Here is a 16,996-nt window from a genome sequence, read left to right as displayed (position 1 = left end):
AGGCCGGCCCGCGGGGGGACCGGCCTTCCGTGTGCGCGGTGCGTGCAGCGCGAGGCTGCCCGACGCGACTAGTTGCTCGAGAGCTTCTCGCGCAGCGCCGCCAGCGAGGCGTCGTCGGCGAGGGTGCCCGCGCCGGCCGACTCGCTGGAGTACGACGAGGTGCCCGACGAGAACGAGTCGTCCGACGCCTGCGCCGCGAGCGAGGCCGCGACCTGCTTCTTGTGCGCCTCCCAGCGAGCCTGGGCTGCAGCGTACTCCTGCTCCCACTTCTCGCGCTGGGCCTCGAAGCCCTCGCGCCACTCGTTGGTCTCGGGGTCGAAGCCCTCGGGGTACTTGTAGTTGCCCTGCTCGTCGTACTCGGTGAGCATGCCGTAGAGCGCCGGGTCGAACTCGGTGCCCTCGGGGTCGACGCCGTCGTTCGCCTGCTTGAGCGAGAGCGAGATGCGGCGACGCTCGAGGTCGATGTCGATGACCTTGACGAACACTTCCTCGCCGACCGACACGACCTGCTCGGCGAGCTCGACGTGGCGGCCCGACAGCTCGGAGATGTGCACGAGGCCCTCGATGCCGTCCGCGACGCGGACGAACGCGCCGAACGGGACGAGCTTCGTGACCTTGCCCGGGGTGACCTGGCCGATCGCGTGCGTGCGCGCGAAGACCTGCCACGGGTCCTCCTGGGTCGCCTTGAGCGACAGCGAGACGCGCTCGCGGTCGAGTTCGACGGAGAGCACCTCGACGGTGACCTCCTGGCCGACCTCGACGACCTCGGACGCGTGCTCGATGTGCTTCCACGAGAGCTCCGAGACGTGGACGAGACCGTCGACGCCACCGAGGTCGACGAACGCACCGAAGTTGACGATCGACGAGATGACGCCCTTGCGGATCTGGCCCGGGTGGAGGTTCTGGAGGAAGGTCGAACGCGACTCCGACTGGGTCTGCTCGAGCAGGGCGCGACGCGAGAGGACCACGTTGTTGCGGTTCTTGTCGAGCTCGAGGATCTTCGCCTCGATCTCCTGGCCGAGGTACGGCGTGAGATCGCGGACGCGGCGCAGCTCGATGAGCGACGCCGGGAGGAAGCCGCGGAGGCCGATGTCGACGATGAGGCCGCCCTTGACGACCTCGATGACCGAGCCGGTGACGACGCCGTCGTTCTCCTTGATCTTCTCCACGTCGCCCCACGCGCGCTCGTACTGCGCGCGCTTCTTCGACAGGATCAGACGGCCTTCCTTGTCCTCCTTCTGGAGAACGAGGGCCTCGACGGAGTCGCCGACCTCGACGACCTCGCTGGGGTCGACGTCGTGCTTGATGGAGAGTTCGCGGGAGGGGATGACACCCTCGGTCTTGTAGCCGACGTCGAGGAGGACCTCGTCGCGGTCGATCTTCACGACGGTGCCCTCGATCAGGTCGCCGTCGTTGAAGAACTTGAGCGTCTTCTCGACCGCGGCGAGGAAATCGTCAGCAGATCCGATGTCGTTGATCGCGACCTGCTTGGGCGCCTTGGTCGTTGCGGTTGTCATGTAGTGGATGCTCCGAATGGACAGTATCGGGCCCGACGCGGGAAGAGCGGTGTCTTTGGTTGGTCCGCGACGGGCAGGCGGACAGGATCGTCACACGAGTGACGCTCCATCCTAGCCGTTCGCCGTCACGATCGGCAAGCCGGGCGTGTCGCGCCCGCGCGCATCGGGTCGCCGGCGCATCACGCCGCCAGCGCACCGCGCAGGGTGTCGAGGCCGACGCCGCCGAGCGACAGCGCGCGCCGGTGGAACGAGCGGATGTCGAACGCCGAACCCTCGCGCCGCCTGACGTCGTCGCGGAGCTGCTCCCAGATCCGCTGTCCGACCTTGTACGACGGCGCCTGCCCGGGCCATCCGAGGTACCGGTGCACCTCGAACCGCACGAACTCCGCCGGCATGTTGACGTTCCGCGCCATGAAGTCGAACGCGTACTCCCCCGTCCAGGTCCCCTCGCCGTCCGGACGGGGCTTGCCGAGGTGCACGCCGATGTCGAGCACGACGCGCGCCGCGCGCATGCGCTGCGCGTCGAGCATGCCCAGCCGGTCGGCCGGGTCGTCGAGGTAGCCGAGGTCCTGCATGAGTCGTTCGGCGTACAGCGCCCACCCCTCGGCATGCCCGGACGTTCCGGCGAGCTGCCGTCGCCAGGTGTTCAGCAGCCCGCGGTTGACGACCGCTTGGCCGATCTGCAGGTGGTGGCCGGGGACGCCCTCGTGGTACACCGTGGTCTTCTCGCGCCAGGTGTCGAACTCGGTCACCCCTTCGGGAACCGACCACCACATCCGGCCCGGCCGGCTGAAGTCGTCGCTCGGTCCCGTGTAGTAGATCCCGCCCTCCTGCGTCGGGGCGATGCGGCACTCGAGCGTCCGGATCGCCTCGGGGATGTCGAACTGGGTCGCGCCGAGCTCGGCGACCGCGCGGTCGCTGGTCTCCTGCATCCATCGCTGCAGCGCGTCCGTGCCGACGAGCTTGCGCGACGGGTCGGCTTCGAGATGCGCGACGGCCTCCGCGACCCCGGCGCCGGGCAGGACCTCGTGCGCGATGGCCTCCTGCTCGGCCACCATCCGCGCGAGCTCCTCGATCCCCCACTCGTACGTCTCGTCGAGGTCGACGACCGCACCGAGGAAGTGCCGCGAGCGGAGCGCGTAGATCTCCCTGCCGACCGCATCACGTTCGCCCGCGCGCGGCGCGAGCTCGTCGTCGAGGTACTCGGCGAGGCGCCCGTAGGCGGATGCCGCGGCCGCGGCGCCCGCATCGAGGTCGCGCCGCAGCGCGGGCCCGACGACCGCCTCGGCACCGCCGACGAACGAGGCGAAGAACCCGTCGGCACGTGCGTGCCGACGCGCCTGGACGGCGACCTCGTGCACCTGTCGCACGGCGGGCACGATCCCCCGTTCGACGCCGAGTCGCAGGCTCGCGACGTACCCGTCGATCGCCGCAGGCACGGCGGCGAGCCGGCTCGCGATGCGGGACCAGTCCGCCTCCCCCGCCGTCGGCATGAGGTCGAACACCTCGCGGATCTCCTGCGCAGGGCTCGCGATGACGTTGAGGTCGCGCAGCTGCAGGCCCGCGGCATCCGCCTCGAGGTCGAGCCCCAGCTCGCCGCCGAGGTCGGCCACGGTGATCCGGTCGACGTCATCGACCGGCGTCGTCGTCTCGAGCGCGGTGCGTGCGGACCGCACCGCCGCGATGCGCGCCTCATGCCCCTCAGGCGAGAAGTCGGGGAGGCGGTGGTCCTGATCGGTGCGGCCGATGTACGTGCCGACGGTCGGATTCAGGTCGACGATCGTGTCGACCCACTCCTCGGCGATGCGGTCGACGTCGGTGGGAGTGCGGTCAGCGGTGGCCATGTCGGCGAGCCTAGACGAGCGGATGCCGGGCCCGCCAAGCGGCGAGGCGCCCTCGCTTCCGGTCCGTGACGCGACGCGGCTCGGTGCGCCGCATCGGATCAGTGCGCCGCATCCTCCCAGTCGCGCCCCCGCCCGACCTGGACGTCGAGCGGGACGAGCAGCTCGGCCGCGTGCGACATCCGGTCGTGGACGAGCGCCTCGAGCTCGTCGCCCTCGCCCTCGGCCACCTCGAAGATGAGCTCGTCGTGGACCTGCATGAGCATGCGCGAACGCAGCTCGCGTGTCTGGAGCTCGCGCTCGACGCCGATCATCGCGAGCTTCATGATGTCGGCGGCCGACCCCTGGATCGGGGCGTTCAGCGCCGCGCGCTCGGCGTTCTCGCGGAGCACCCGGTTCGGGCTGTTCAGGTCGGGGAACGGTCGGCGCCGGCCGAAGATCGTCTCGGTGTAGCCGTCGACCTTCGCCTGCCCGACGACGCCCCGGAGGTAGTCCCGGACGGCGCCGAACCGCTCGAAGTAGTCCTTCATGAGCTGCGTCGCCTCCGCACGGTCGATGCGCAGCTGCTTCGAGAGCCCGAAGGCGCTGAGCCCGTACGCGAGCCCGTACGACATGGCCTTGACCTTCGTGCGCATGAGGGGCGTGACGTCGGCCGGATCGACGTCGAAGATCCGCGCTCCGACGAAGCGGTGCAGGTCTTCGCCCGAGTGGAACGCCTCGATGAGGCCCGGGTCCTCGGAGAGGTGCGCCATGATCCGCATCTCGATCTGGGAGTAGTCGGCAGTCAGCAGCTCGGCGTACTCCGCACCGTGGGTGAAGGCGGCGCGGATGCGGCGGCCCTCCTCGGTGCGCACCGGGATGTTCTGCAGGTTCGGGTCGGTCGACGAGATGCGACCGGTCGTGGTGCCGACCTGCACGTAGCTCGTGTGCACCCGGCCGTCGGACTGGATCGACCGGTCGAGCGTCTCGACGATCTGGCGGAGCTTCGTCGCGTCGCGGTGTTCGAGCAGCAGCCCGAGGAACGGATGGGGGTTCGTCTCCTGCAGGTCGGCGAGGGCGCCCGCGTCGGTCGAGTAGCCGGTCTTCGTCGCCCGGGTCTTCGGCATGCCGAGCTGATCGAACAGCACCTCCTGGAGCTGCTTGGGCGAACCGAGGTTCACCTCGCGGCCGATCTCGGCGTACGCGGACTCGGCGAGCGATGCCGCGCGTTCGCCGAGCAGCGCCGAGATGTCGCTGAGCCGCTCGTGCTCCACGGTCACGCCGCGGAGCTCCATCTCGGCGAGGATGCCGACGATCGGGATCTCGATGTCGGCGAGCACGCGTCGCGACCCCTCGGAGAGCGCGGCGAGCACGTGCGGCGCGACGCGCAGCGAGTACCACGCGAACTCGGGTGCTCCCGCGGTGCGGTCGGCGTCCGGCACGAGCTGCGAGGGGTCCGCCATGGGGACCGTCTCGCGCAGGTACCGGGCGACGAGGTCGACGAGGTCCTTCTCCGCCAGGCTCGGGCGGACGAGCCATCCGGCGATGAGCGTGTCGACGACCAGCCCGTCGAACGCGAGGCCGGATCGACGCATCGCCTTGAGCTGCGGCTTCGCATCGGTCATGACCTTGGGCGCGTCGCTCGCGAGCCACGCCTCGAACGGTGCGAGCGCCGGCGAGCCGGCGACCCAGTCGACGCGGACGCTCTCGGTCGTCCCGGCCACCCCGGCGCCGATCACCCGGCCGTCGAGGACCTCGAGGCTGAGCCCGAGGCCGGCCGGCTCGGCCGCCGTCGCACGCGCGAGCCACTCGGCCAGTTCCTCCCCCCGGAGTGCGCGGGCCACGGGCGCCGTCGCCGCCGGCTCGGCCTCCGCGGAGAGCGCCGCGGTGCCGTCGGCCGTGAGGCCGTTCGACTCGGCCGCCATCTTCGTCACGCGCTCGAGCAGGGTCTTGAACTCGAGACGGTCGAAGATCTCGCGCACGGCGGCCTCGTCCATCGGCTGCGCGGCGAGGTCCGGGAGTTCGACGTCGAGTTCGAGGTCGCGCACGAGGCGGTTGAGCCGGCGGTTGCGGATCGCGTTCTCGCGCTCGCGCCGCAGGTTGTCGCCGACGACGCCCTTGATCTCGTCGATGTGCTCGAGGATGCCGTCGAGGCTGCCGTAGAGCCCGAGCCACTTCACCGCGGTCTTCTCGCCCACCTTCGTGATGCCGGGCAGGTTGTCGCTCGTCTCGCCGACGAGAGCGGCCACCTCGGGGTACTGCTCGGGCCGCACGCCGTAGCGCTCGACCACCGCGTCGGCGTCGTACCGCTTGAGTTGCGAGACGCCCTGCACGTTGGGATAGAGGAGCGTGATGTCGTCATCGACGAGCTGGATCGTGTCGCGGTCGCCCGAGACCACGAGCACGTCGTAGCCCTCGGCCGCGCCGCGGGTGGCGAGGGTCGCGAGGATGTCGTCGGCCTCGTAGTCCTCCTTCTCGAGCACCGTGATCCGCATGGCGCGCAGCGCATCCTTGAGGAGCCCGATCTGGCCCTTGAACTCGGACGGGGTCTCGCTGCGGTTCGCCTTGTACTGGGTGTACTCGCGGGTCCGGAACGACTGCCGGGAGGTGTCGAAGGCGACCGCCAGGTGGGTGGGCCGCTCGTTGCGCAGCAGCATGAGCAGCATCGACAGGAAGCCGTGGATCGCGTTGGTGTGCTGGCCGTCTCGGGTGCTGAAGCTGTCGACGGGCAGGGCGTAGAAGGCGCGGTAGGCCAGCGAGTGGCCGTCGACGACGAGCAGGGTGGGCTTCACGGGGGTGGGGTCGGGCACCCGAACAGACTACAAGCGGCCTCCGACACGCGATTCCGCGCGGGAGACCGTGCCGCCGCCGTTCGGCGCGGCGATCAGCCGGCCGCCGGCCGCCTCGCCGCGTCGAGCAGGATCCGCCGCTCGGCCGTCGCGACGGCGCGACGCGTGCGCTCCGCCGCATCCGGGTTCACCGAGATCGAGTCGATGCCGAACCGCACGAGGTGCTCGGCGAACGCGGGGTCGTTCGACGGCGCCTGGCCGCACAGCGACGAGGTGATGCCGGCCTCCCGACACGCGCCGACGATGCGCTCGATGGCATCGAGCACCGCGGCGTCGGACTCGTCGAACAGCTCGGCGCAGATCTCGGAGTCCCGATCGACGCCCAGCATGAGCTGGGTGAGGTCGTTCGAGCCGATCGAGACCCCGTCGATGCCCATCGCGGCATATTCCGGGATCCGGTAGACGATCGACGGCACCTCGGCCATGACCCACCGCCGCAGTCCGCGCTGCCGCCCGAGCGGACTCGCGTCGACGAGCTCGAGGCACGCCTCGAGCTCCCACCGGGTCCGGACGAACGGCAGCATCACGTGCAGGTTCGGGGTCTCCTCGCGGACCCGGGCGAGCAGCTCGAGCTCGAGCGTGAAGAGCTCGGGCTCCTGCACGTACCGGTACGCACCTCGATAGCCGATCATCGGGTTGCTCTCCTGCGGCTCGAAGCGATCGCCGCCCTCGAGTCCCCGGAACTCGTTGGTGCGGAAGTCGATCGTGCGGTACACCACCGGGCGGTTCCCGAACGCGCGCGTGACCTCGAGCAGCGATCCGGTCATCCGTCGGAGGAACTCCTCCCGCAGGCCGCGCGCGAGCATCTCCCTCGGATGCAGCCCGCCGAGCGCATCCGTGATCATGAACTCCGCGCGGAGCAGCCCGACGCCGTCGACGTCGAGCGCCGCGACGTCCGCCGCGCGTGCGGCGATCGCCAGGTTCACGTACAGCTTCGTCGCGAGCGGCGGGGCGGCGGCCGCGGCGCCGGCCGGCACCGAGACGGCGGCGGTGCTCGCTGCGACGGATGGCGCGCCCTCGCCCCCCTCGACGACCTCGCCCTTCGCCCCGTCGACCGTCACGAGCTCCCCGTCGCGCAGCACGGTGGTCGCCGACCGCGCGCCGACCACCGCGGGGACGCCGAGCTCGCGGGCCACGATCGCGGCGTGGCAGGTCATCCCGCCGCCGTCGGTGACGACCGCGGCGGCGCGGCGCATGGTCGGCACCCAGTCCGGATTCGTCATCGGCGCGACGAGGATCTCGCCGACCTGCAACTGGCCGCCGTCCTCCGGGCCCTCGAGGATGCGGACCCGCCCGGAGACCCGTCCGGGTGCGGCGGCGAGGCCGCGCAACAGCACGGTGCCGGGCGGCGCGGATCCGGCGGACGCAGCGCCACCCGTCGCGTCCGCCGTCGCGGCACCGCCGCCGAGCGTCGTGACCGGCCGCGACTGCAGCATCCACAGGCGCCCGCCCGAGTATGCCCACTCGGTGTCCTGCGGTTCGCCGTAGTGCGACTCGACCCGGAGTCCGAGCGCGGCGACCTCGAGCACCTCGTCATCGCTCAGCACCCGCGCGTCCGCCTGGGCGCCGCCGAGTTCCTCGCGCGCGACGGTGCCGTCCGCGCCCGGCACGAGCCGGTGCGACTGCCGACCGACTCGCACGGAGATGAGACGGGGGCCGTCCTTCGCGACGAGGTAGGTGTCCGGCTCCACGGCGCCGGACACGACGACCTCGCCCAGGCCGAGTGCAGCCTCGATCACGAGGCGGTCACGGGCACCGGTCGACGGGTCGACCGTGAACATCACGCCGGATCGATCGGACGGCACCTGCGCCTGCACGACGACGGCCAATTCCGGCTCCTCGTCCATCCGCTGGCTCGCCCGGTAGGAGATGACGCGGTCGCCGTACAGCGAGGCCCAGCAGTCGCGGACCCGTGCGATGACCGCATCGTCGCCGACGACGTTGTTGTACGTCTCGTGCATGCCCGCGAACGAGGTCCCCTCGGCGTCCTCGGACGTGGCCGACGAGCGCACGGCCACGGCGATTCCGTCGCCCAGGCGGTGGTACTCGTCGAGGATCGCCGCCCGCACCTCGCCGGGCACCGGGATCGCGGCGACGGTGTCGCGGAGCGCGGCCGCGGCCGCGGAGAGCGCCGCGGGATCGTCGACCAGCGCGACCGCCGCTCGGAACCGCTCGAGCAGGTCCTGCCGGACGCCGGCCGCCGCGACCGCTCGGAGGTACGCCTCGGCGGTCACCACGAACCCCGGCGGGATCGGCAGCCCGGCGGAGGTCATCTCGCCGAGGTTCGCCCCCTTGCCGCCCACGGTCGGGGCGTCGCCGAGGTGGACCTCCTCGAACCGGCTGACCAGCTTGGACGTCGCGTCGTGCAGCATGTGCGCACCCCTCGTTGCCGACGGAACCGGACCGACCCGGTCCGGGATACACACACACTCCCCCGCGCGGTCCCGCCCGCGTAGGGCCGGAGGGCCTACTTCTTGGGGGCGAGCTGCTCGATGATGGCCTGCGAGACGTCCTTCATCGTCAGGCGGCGGTCCATGGAGGCCTTCTGGATCCAGCGGAACGCCTCGGGCTCGGTGAGGCCCATCTTCTCGTTCAGCAGGCCTTTGGCCCGGTCGACGAGCTTGCGCGTCTCGAAGCGCTCGACGAGGTCGCCGACCTCCGCCTCGAGTGCGATGATCTGCGCGTGGCGGGCCAGGGCGATCTCGATCGCCGGAAGCAGGTCGTTCGGCGTGAACGGCTTGACGACGTACGCCAGCGCGCCCGCCTCGCTCGCCCGCTCGACCAGTTCGCGCTGGCTGAATGCCGTCAGCAGCACGACGGGGGCGATGTGGCCCTTCGAGAGCCGCTCCGCCGCCGAGATGCCGTCGAGCTGCGGCATCTTCACGTCCATGATCACGAGGTCGGGTCGCAGCTCGGTCGCGAGCTGGACCGCAGTCTCGCCGTCTCCGGCCTCGCCGACCACCTCGAAGCCGTTGTCGCGCAGGATCTCGACGATGTCGAGGCGGATGAGCGACTCGTCCTCCGCGACGACGACGCGGCGCGGGGCAGGCTGGGTGTCTTCGGTGTCTGTCACGCTGAAAAGCCTACGGTATTCTGGCCGAGGCCCTGAGGCCGGTGTGGCGGAATGGCAGACGCGGAGCACTCAAAATGCTTTGCCCGAGAGGGCGTGTGGGTTCGACCCCCACCACCGGCACCACCTCACTCCGATGCGGACGCGGGCACCGTCCGGGTACGGCGACGGCCCGGCCGCGCGATGCGACCGGGCCGTCGTGGAACACCCGGGTCAGAGCACCTCGCCGACCACGTGCACGCGCACGTCGTTCGTGGTGCCGGGGATCCCGGGAGGCGATCCCGAGATGATGACGACCTTCTCGCCGGCCTCGGCCTTGCCCGTCTTCGCGAGCACCTCGTCGACCTGGCCGACCATCTGGTCGGTGTGGGTGACTCGCTCGACGACGAACGACTCGACGCCCCAGTTCAGCGCCATGCGGCGGCGGATCTCGGGATACGGCGTGAACGCGAGGATGGGGATGATGCTGCGCAGGCGCGACATCCGGCGCACGGACTCGCCCGTCTCGGTGAAGACGCAGAGGTACTTCGCCTCGACGAAGTCGGCGACCTCGACCGCGGCGAGCGTGATCGCGCCGGCCTGGGTGCGCGGCTTCGTCCCGAGCGGGGCGATACGGTGCAGGCCGTGCTGCTCGGTCGACTCGATGATGCGGGCCATGGTCTTCACGGTCTGCACCGGGTACTCGCCCACGCTCGTCTCGCCGGAGAGCATGACCGCGTCGGCGCCGTCGAGGATGGCGTTGGCGACGTCGGAGGTCTCGGCGCGCGTCGGCACCGGCGCGTGGGTCATCGACTCGAGCATCTGCGTCGCGACGATGACCGGCTTGGCCAGGCGGCGGGCGATCTCGATCGCCCGCTTCTGCACGATGGGCACGGCCTCGAGCGGCAGTTCGACGCCGAGGTCGCCGCGGGCGACCATGATCCCGTCGAACGCCTCGATGATCTCCTCGAGCGCCTCGACCGCCTGCGGCTTCTCGATCTTGGCGATCACCGGCAGGCGCCGGCCCTCCTCGGCCATGATCTGGTGCACGCGGTCGATGTCGGCCGCATTGCGGACGAACGAGAGCGCGATGATGTCGGCGCCGAGCTTCAGGGCCCAGCGGAGGTCGGCCTCGTCCTTCTCCGACAGTGCGGGCACGTTCACCGCGACGCCGGGCAGGTTGATGCCCTTGTTGTTGGAGACGGGCCCGGCGACGACGACCTTGGTCGTCACGACCGTGCCATCCGTCTCGACCACCTCGACGCGCACCTTGCCGTCGTCGATGAGGAGGTGGTCGCCGGCCTCGACGTCGTGGGGCAGGCCCTTGAACGTCGTGCCGACGAGTTCCTTCGTCCCGAGGACGTCCTCGGTCGTGATCTTGAAGATGTCGCCCTCGGCGAGTTCGTGCGGCCCGTCGGCGAACTTGCCGAGTCGGATCTTCGGCCCCTGGAGGTCGACGAGCACGGCCACAGCGCGACCCGAGTCGTTCGCCGCCTTCCGGACGTTCTGGTAGACGCCCTCGTGCACGTCGTAGCTGCCGTGGCTCAGGTTCATTCTGGCCACGTCGACGCCCGCGTCGACGATCGCGCGGATCTGTTCATAGCTCGATGTCGCCGGCCCGAGGGTGGCGACCATCTTCGCTCTTCTCATGTGGTGTGTGCTCCAGGGGTTACGCGCCGAAGCGCTGGATACGGGGTCAGCAGGCGCCGGCGGCGCCGGTCACACGGCGAAGGCTCGCGCCGTCGCGGGGATGGGGCTCGGCAGCTGCGTCTCACCTTCAAGGTACCGGTCGACGGATGCCGCCGCAGCCCGGCCCTCGGCGATCGCCCAGACGATCAGCGACTGCCCGCGACCGGCGTCGCCGGCGACGAACACGCCGGGCTCGTCGGTCGCGTAGTCGGCCTCGCGGGCGAAGTTGCCGCGGTCGGTGGCACGGAGCGCGAGCTGGTCGGCGGCGGCCTCGGTCTCGGGCCCGGTGAACCCGAGAGCGAGCAGCACCAGGTCGGCCGGGATCTCGCGCTCGGTGCCCGCCTTGGGAACGCGGCGACCGTCGAGGTACTCGGTCTCTGCGACGCGGATGGCGCGGACCTGGCCCGCGTCGTTCGCGAGGAACTCGACCGTGGAGGCGAGGTACTGCCGCTGGCCGCCCTCCTCGTGCGCGCTCTGCACCTCGAACAGCGTCGGGTGCATCGGCCACGGCTGCTCCTCGCTCCGCGTGGGGCTCGGCTGCTTGCCGATCGCGAGGTTGGTGACCGACAGCGCTCCCTGGCGGTGCGCCGTGCCGATGCAGTCGGCGCCGGTGTCGCCGCCGCCGAGGACCACGACGTGCTTGCCCTCCGCGCTGATCTGGTCGAACACGTCGTCGCCTGCGATCACGCGGTTCGACTGGGTGAGGTACTCCATGGCGAAGTGCACGCCCGGCAGGTCCCGACCCGGGATCGGCAGGTCTCGCGGCACGAGGGCGCCCGTCGCGACCACGACGGCGTCGTACCGGCGACGCAGCTCGTCCCACGACAGGTCGACGCCGATCTCGACGCCCGCGCGGAAGCGGGTGCCCTCGGCCGTCATCTGCGCGAGCCGCTGCTCGAGGTGCTTCTTCTCCATCTTGAAGTCGGGGATGCCGTAGCGCAGCAGGCCGCCGATGCGGTCGTCGCGCTCGTACACGGCGACGGTGTGCCCCGCCCGGGTCAGCTGCTGCGCGGCCGCGAGGCCCGCGGGACCGGAGCCGACGACGGCGACGGTCTTGCCGGTGAGGCGGCCCGGAGGCTGCGGCTGCACCCATCCGCTGCCGAAGGCCTGGTCGATAATCGAGACCTCGACCTGCTTGATCGTCACGGCCGGCTGGTTGATGCCGAGCACGCACGCCGACTCGCAGGGCGCCGGACACAGCCGCCCCGTGAACTCGGGGAAGTTGTTCGTCGCGTGGAGTCGCTCGATCGCCGCGCGACCCTCGCCGCGCCACATGAGGTCGTTCCACTCGGGGATCAGGTTCCCGAGCGGGCACCCCTGATGGCAGAACGGGATGCCGCAGTCCATGCAGCGCCCGGCCTGGCGGCGGAGCTGGGCGGAGTCGCCAGGCTCGTAGACCTCTTTCCAGTCCATGATGCGCACCGGGACGGGGCGACGCTTGGGAAGCTCCCGCTCGGTGACCTTCAGAAAGCCCTTCGGGTCAGCCACCCGTCACCTCCATGCTGTCGATCGGGACCGCTCGGCCGTGCGTGTCGCGCTCAGCCACCGGTCACCTCCAGGATGCGGCTCCACACCACGTCGCCGTCGGGGTCGAGTCCCTCGTCGACGGCGCTCTGCCTGGTGCGGAGGACCGCCGCGTAGTCGCGCGGCAGCACCTTCGTGAAGCGGTCGAGCGCGGCATCCCCCTCGGCGAGGAGCGTCGCGGCGACGGCGGAATCCGTGTGCGCGAGGTGCTGCTCGAGCAGGTCGCGGACGATCTCGTGGTCGGCGCTGCCGAGCCCGAGGAGTTCGAGCTCGCCGCTCGAGAGCGACTCGCGGTTGACCTTCGCCTCGGAGAGGTCGAGCACGTAGGCCGTGCCGCCCGACATGCCGGCGCCCAGGTTGCGCCCGGTCGCGCCGAGGATGAGCGCGAGCCCGCCGGTCATGTACTCGAGCGCGTGGTCCCCCACGCCCTCGACGACGGCCGTCGCACCCGAGTTGCGCACGAGGAAGCGCTCCCCCACGATGCCGCGGATGAACATGCTGCCCTGGGTCGCGCCGTAGCCGATCACGTTGCCCGCGATCACGTTGCGCTCCGCGACGAACCCGGCCTCGCGCGACGGGCGCACGATGATCTGCCCGCCCGACAGTCCCTTGCCGACGTAGTCGTTGGAGTCGCCCTCGAGGCGCAGCCGGATGCCGCCCGGCAGGAAGGCGCCGAACGACTGGCCGGCGCTGCCGGTCAGCGTCACGTCGATCGAGCCCTCGGGCAGTCCCTGCGCGCCATGGCGCACCGTGACCTCGTGGCCGAGCATCGTGCCGACGGCGCGCTCGGTGTTCCGGATCGGCAGTTCGATCTCGACGCGGCCACCCTGCTCGAGCACCAGCGCGCTGCGCCGGATGAGCTCGTTGTCGAAGTGCTCCTCGAGCTCGTGGTCCTGCGGGCGGCCGTTGCGTCGCGGCTCCGAGTCCGAGAAGTCCGGACCGACGAGCACGGGCGTGAGGTCGAGGCCGGAGGCCTTCCAGTGCCGCACGGCGCGCTCCACGTCGAGCAGCTCGCGCCGCCCGATGATCTCGTCGAGCGAGCGGTAGCCGAGCTGGGCGAGGTACTCGCGCACCTCCTGCGCGATGAACTCGAAGAAGTTCACGACGAACTCGGGCTTGCCCGTGAAGCGCTTGCGCAGCTCGGGGTTCTGCGTGGCGACGCCGACCGGACAGGTGTCGAGGTGGCACACGCGCATCATGACGCAGCCCTCGACGACGAGCGGGGCCGTCGCGAACCCGAACTCCTCGGCGCCGAGCAGGGCGCCGATGACCACGTCGCGGCCGGTCTTCAGCTGGCCGTCGACCTGCACGACGACGCGGTCGCGCATGCCGTTCAGCATGAGCGTCTGCTGGGTCTCGGCGAGGCCGAGCTCCCAGGGCGTGCCGGCGTGCTTCAGCGAGTTCAGCGGGCTGGCGCCGGTGCCGCCGTCGTGCCCGGAGACCAGGATGACGTCGGCGAGCGCCTTCGCGGTGCCCGCGGCGACCGCGCCGATGCCCGACTGGCTCACGAGCTTCACGTGCACGCGAGCACCCGGGTTGGCGCGCTTGAGGTCGAAGATCAGCTGCTTCAGGTCTTCGATCGAGTAGATGTCGTGGTGCGGCGGCGGCGAGATCAGCCCGACGCCCGCCGTCGCGTGCCTCGTGCGGGCGACCCACGGGTACACCTTCGTCGGCGGCAGCTGACCGCCCTCGCCGGGCTTGGCGCCCTGGGCGAGCTTGATCTGGATGTCGTCGGCGTGCGTCAGGTACATGCTCGTGACGCCGAAGCGCCCCGACGCCACCTGCTTGATCGCGCTGCGCCGCTCGGGGTCGAGCAGGCGGTCGAGGTCCTCGCCGCCCTCGCCGGTGTTCGACTTCGCGCCGAGTCGGTTCATGGCGATCGCGAGGGTCTCGTGCGCCTCCTTCGAGATCGAGCCGTAGCTCATCGCACCGGTGGAGAAGCGCTTCACGATCGATTCGACGGGCTCGACCTCGTCGATCGGCACGGCCGCGCGCACGCCGGTGCGGAGCGCGAACATGCCGCGGAGCGTCATGAGCTGCTCTGCCTGCGAGTCGACCATGCCCGTGTACTCGCGGAACACGTCGTAGCGGCGGTTCCGGGTCGAGTGCTGCAGGCGGAACACCGTCTCGGGGTTGAAGAGGTGCGGCGAGCCGTCGCGGCGCCACTGGTACTCGCCGCCGGTCTGGAGGCGCTCGTGCGCGCGCACCGCGACATCCGCCGGGTACGCCACGGCGTGCCGCGACCGGTTCTCGGCCGCGATGACGTCGATGCCGACGCCGCCGAGCTTCGACGTGGTGCCGGTGAAGTACTCGTCGATGAACTCCTGCGAGAGGCCGACCGCCTCGAACGCCTGGGCGCCCGCGTACGACGCGATGGTCGAGATGCCCATCTTCGACATGATCTTCAGCACGCCCTTGCCGAGGGCGGTGATGACGTTGCGGACGGCCTGCTCGGGCGTCACCCCGGTGAGGACGCCGGAGCGGACGAGCTCCTCGCACGTCTCCATCGCGAGGTACGGGTTGACGGCGGACGCGCCGTATCCGATGAGGAGCGCCACGTGGTGCACCTCGCGGACGTCGCCCGCCTCGACGACGAGCCCGACCTTCATCCGGGTCTCGGAGCGGATCAGGTGGTGGTGCACGGCCGACAGCATCAGCAGCGACGGGATCGGCGCGAGGTCCTTCGTCGTGTCGCGGTCGCTCAGCACGATGAACGAGGCGCCCTCCTCGATCGCCTCGTCGACCTCGCGGCAGAGCTCGTCGAGGCGCGCGCGCAGGCCCGCGTCGCCCTCGTCCACGCGGTAGAGGCCGCGCAGGGTGCGGGCGGCGCGCGCACCGGACGGCGCGGTCATGTGCACGACCTTCGCGAGCTGGTCGTTGTCGATGACCGGGAAGTCCAGCGAGACCTGCCGGGCGTGCTCGGGCCCGGCGGTCAGCAGGTTGCGCTCCGGGCCGAGCGAGGTCGACAGCGACGTGACGACCTGCTCGCGGATCGAGTCGAGCGGCGGGTTCGTCACCTGGGCGAACTGCTGCGTGAAGTAGTCGAAGAGGAGCCTCGGTCGCTGCGAGAGCACGGCGATCGGCGTGTCCGATCCCATTGCGCCGATCGGCTCCTGGCCGGCCTTCGCCATCGGGGCGAGGAGGATCTTCACCTCCTCCTCGGTGTAGCCGAAGGTGCGCTGGCGACGGTTGACCGACGCGGGCGGGTGCACGATGTGCTCGCGCTCCGGCAGGTCGGCCAGCCGGATGCGGCCCTCGTCGAGCCACTCCTGCCAGGGGGCGGATGCCGCGAGCTCGGCCTTGATCTCGTCGTCCTCGATCAGGCGGCCGGCCTCAGTGTCGACGAGGAACATCCGGCCCGGCTGCAGCCGGCCCTTCCGGACGACGCGCTTCTGCGGAAGGTCGATGACGCCGATCTCGCTCGCGAGCACGACGAGGCCGTCGTCGGTGACGAGGTAGCGTCCGGGCCGCAGCCCGTTGCGGTCGAGCGTCGCGCCGACGAGCGTGCCGTCGGTGAACACGATCGCCGCCGGGCCGTCCCACGGCTCCATGAGCATCGAGTGGTAGTCGTAGAACGCCCGGCGCGCCGGGTCGATCTCGGCCTGCTTCTCCCACGCCTCGGGGACCATCATCATGACGGCGTGCGGCAGGCTGCGCCCGGCGAGCGTGAGCAGCTCGACGACCTCGTCGAACGAGGCCGAGTCGCTCGCGCCGGGGGTGACGATCGGTGACACCGGGCCGAGGTCGCCGAGCACGTCGGACTCGAGCTGCGACTGGCGTGCGCGCATCCAGTTGCGGTTGCCCTGGATGGTGTTGATCTCGCCGTTGTGCGCGATCATGCGGAACGGCTGCGCGAGCGGCCAGGAGGGGAACGTGTTCGTCGAGTAGCGCGAGTGCACGAGCGCGAGCTTCGACGCGAAGCGCTCGTCGGAGAGGTCGGGGTAGAAGGGCTCGAGCTGCAGGGTCGTGACCATGCCCTTGTAGACGAGCGTGCGGCTCGACAGCGAGGCGAAGTAGAGCTCGAGTTCGCGCTCGGCCCGCTTCCGCAGGCGGAAGGTGAGGCGGTCGAGTGCGATGCCCGTGACGCGGGCGCCCTCGGAGGTCGTCGCCGAACTCGTCACGTACAGCTGCTGGACGACCGGCATGGCGGCCCGTGCCAGCGTGCCGAGCTCCTCCGGACGGACCGGCACCTCGCGCCATCCGATGACCTCGAGGCCCTCGGCCGCCGCGATGCGACGCAGCTGCTGCTTGACCTGGCTCCGGGCGGTCGGGTCGACGGGCAGGAAGGCGTTGCCGACCGCGTACGCCCCGGCCTCGGGCAGCGGGAAGTCGACGACCTCGCGGAGGAACGCGTCGGGCACCTGCGTGATGATGCCCGCGCCGTCGCCGGTGCCGGCGTCGGAGCCGACCGCACCGCGGTGCTCGAGGTTCCGCAGCGCATCGAGGGCCGCCGTGATGATGTCATGCCCGGCGCTGCCGCGCAGGGTCGCGACCATGGCGAGCCCGCAGGCGTCCTTCTCTGCGGCTGGGTCGTACATGCCCTGGGCG

The 16,996-nt window shown here is 70.9% G+C and carries 8 protein-coding genes and 1 tRNA gene; 1 reads left to right on the top strand and 8 read right to left on the bottom strand.

The genetic code is table 11. From position 1 onward, the window contains the following. Positions 1-68 precede the first annotated feature (68 nt). From rpsA to ACQ393_RS08495, 5 genes are all read right to left on the bottom strand, one after another. Positions 69-1,517 (bottom strand): 30S ribosomal protein S1, encoded by a 1,449-nt coding sequence (rpsA, locus tag ACQ393_RS08515; protein WP_430646401.1) that lies wholly within the window; start codon positions 1,515-1,517, stop codon positions 69-71. 179 nt (positions 1,518-1,696) lie between these two features. Next, on the bottom strand, positions 1,697-3,361 hold the full coding sequence (locus ACQ393_RS08510) for a DUF885 domain-containing protein (protein WP_430646400.1): 1,665 nt from the start codon (positions 3,359-3,361) through the stop codon (positions 1,697-1,699). Between the two features lie 98 nt (positions 3,362-3,459). Continuing rightward, positions 3,460-6,147: a DNA polymerase I gene (polA, locus tag ACQ393_RS08505; protein ID WP_430646399.1), complete on the bottom strand. Its 2,688-nt coding sequence runs from the start codon at positions 6,145-6,147 to the stop codon at positions 3,460-3,462. Positions 6,148-6,221: 74 nt separating this feature from the next. Continuing rightward, positions 6,222-8,558 (bottom strand): phosphoenolpyruvate synthase, encoded by a 2,337-nt coding sequence (gene ppsA, locus ACQ393_RS08500; RefSeq protein WP_430646398.1) that lies wholly within the window; start codon positions 8,556-8,558, stop codon positions 6,222-6,224. Positions 8,559-8,653: 95 nt separating this feature from the next. After that, complete coding sequence (locus tag ACQ393_RS08495; protein WP_430646397.1) at positions 8,654-9,259, bottom strand: ANTAR domain-containing response regulator; 606 nt, start codon at positions 9,257-9,259, stop codon at positions 8,654-8,656. Between the two features lie 37 nt (positions 9,260-9,296). Between ACQ393_RS08495 and ACQ393_RS08490 the strand changes: the two genes are divergently transcribed. Further along, a tRNA-Leu gene (locus ACQ393_RS08490) sits at positions 9,297-9,382 on the top strand. Between the two features lie 87 nt (positions 9,383-9,469). On the opposite strand, the gene pyk is transcribed toward ACQ393_RS08490, so the two are convergent. The 3 genes from pyk to gltB form a co-directional block, all read right to left on the bottom strand. Beyond that, on the bottom strand, positions 9,470-10,885 hold the full coding sequence (pyk, locus tag ACQ393_RS08485) for a pyruvate kinase (protein ID WP_430646396.1): 1,416 nt from the start codon (positions 10,883-10,885) through the stop codon (positions 9,470-9,472). A gap of 69 nt (positions 10,886-10,954) precedes the next feature. Then, positions 10,955-12,412: a glutamate synthase subunit beta gene (locus ACQ393_RS08480; RefSeq protein ID WP_430646395.1), complete on the bottom strand. Its 1,458-nt coding sequence runs from the start codon at positions 12,410-12,412 to the stop codon at positions 10,955-10,957. A 50-nt stretch (positions 12,413-12,462) separates the two neighbouring features. Next, positions 12,463-16,986: a glutamate synthase large subunit gene (gene gltB / locus ACQ393_RS08475; RefSeq protein WP_430646711.1), complete on the bottom strand. Its 4,524-nt coding sequence runs from the start codon at positions 16,984-16,986 to the stop codon at positions 12,463-12,465. Between the last annotated feature and the right edge of the window lie 10 nt (positions 16,987-16,996).

This window comes from Agromyces sp. GXS1127, from assembly GCF_050565425.1.
In the GTDB taxonomy this organism is placed as follows: Bacteria; Actinomycetota; Actinomycetes; order Actinomycetales; family Microbacteriaceae; genus Agromyces.
The sequence above is the reverse complement of the archived record's forward strand: the minus strand, read 5'-3'. Positions and strand labels throughout refer to the sequence as shown.